At 42.1% G+C, this 439-nt stretch carries 1 protein-coding gene; it reads left to right on the top strand.

Features of this window, described 5'->3' with window-relative positions:
* On the top strand, positions 1–439 hold a 439-nt coding region (locus tag K9U40_RS23910), incomplete at both ends, for a hypothetical protein (RefSeq protein ID WP_282892537.1).

Genomic DNA, 439 nt, shown 5'->3' with positions numbered 1-439 from the left:
CCGCAACGGCATTTGCAAGCTTGACCACTCGAGCTACGGATCATGTGACTGCCGCATGGAAAGTTAAAACAGATCTTGAAAGGGCGCTGGATTTATCACTATCTCTTACCAAGAATGCAACCTGTCGCGTTTCAGCCAATGCTGCCACTGGCTACAATAACGCTGCGCACTTTCATTGCAAGACAGTAAATATAAATGTTCTTGAGCATTTTCTGACATCTGAGGCTGCCACATACTTTGGCTCAACACATCCAGATTTTGTGCACTTATTGACAAGCCTCAACAATAAAGATGCTGCGCAGTTAAATAGGTGCTTTCGATACATTCGATTATCAAAAGAGTCTAGATTTACCGAACAAAAACTTCTGAATCTTTGGATCGCTCTCGAAGCAATTTACGCATTCGGCAATCAAGGAATTTTAGACAACATCCTCAAATA

Origin of the sequence: Xanthobacter autotrophicus (assembly GCF_030015065.1) — a bacterium.
Classification (GTDB): Bacteria; Pseudomonadota; Alphaproteobacteria; order Rhizobiales; family Xanthobacteraceae; genus Xanthobacter; species Xanthobacter autotrophicus_D.
Note: the sequence above shows the minus strand (reverse complement) of the source record. Positions and strands in the feature narration are given on the sequence as shown.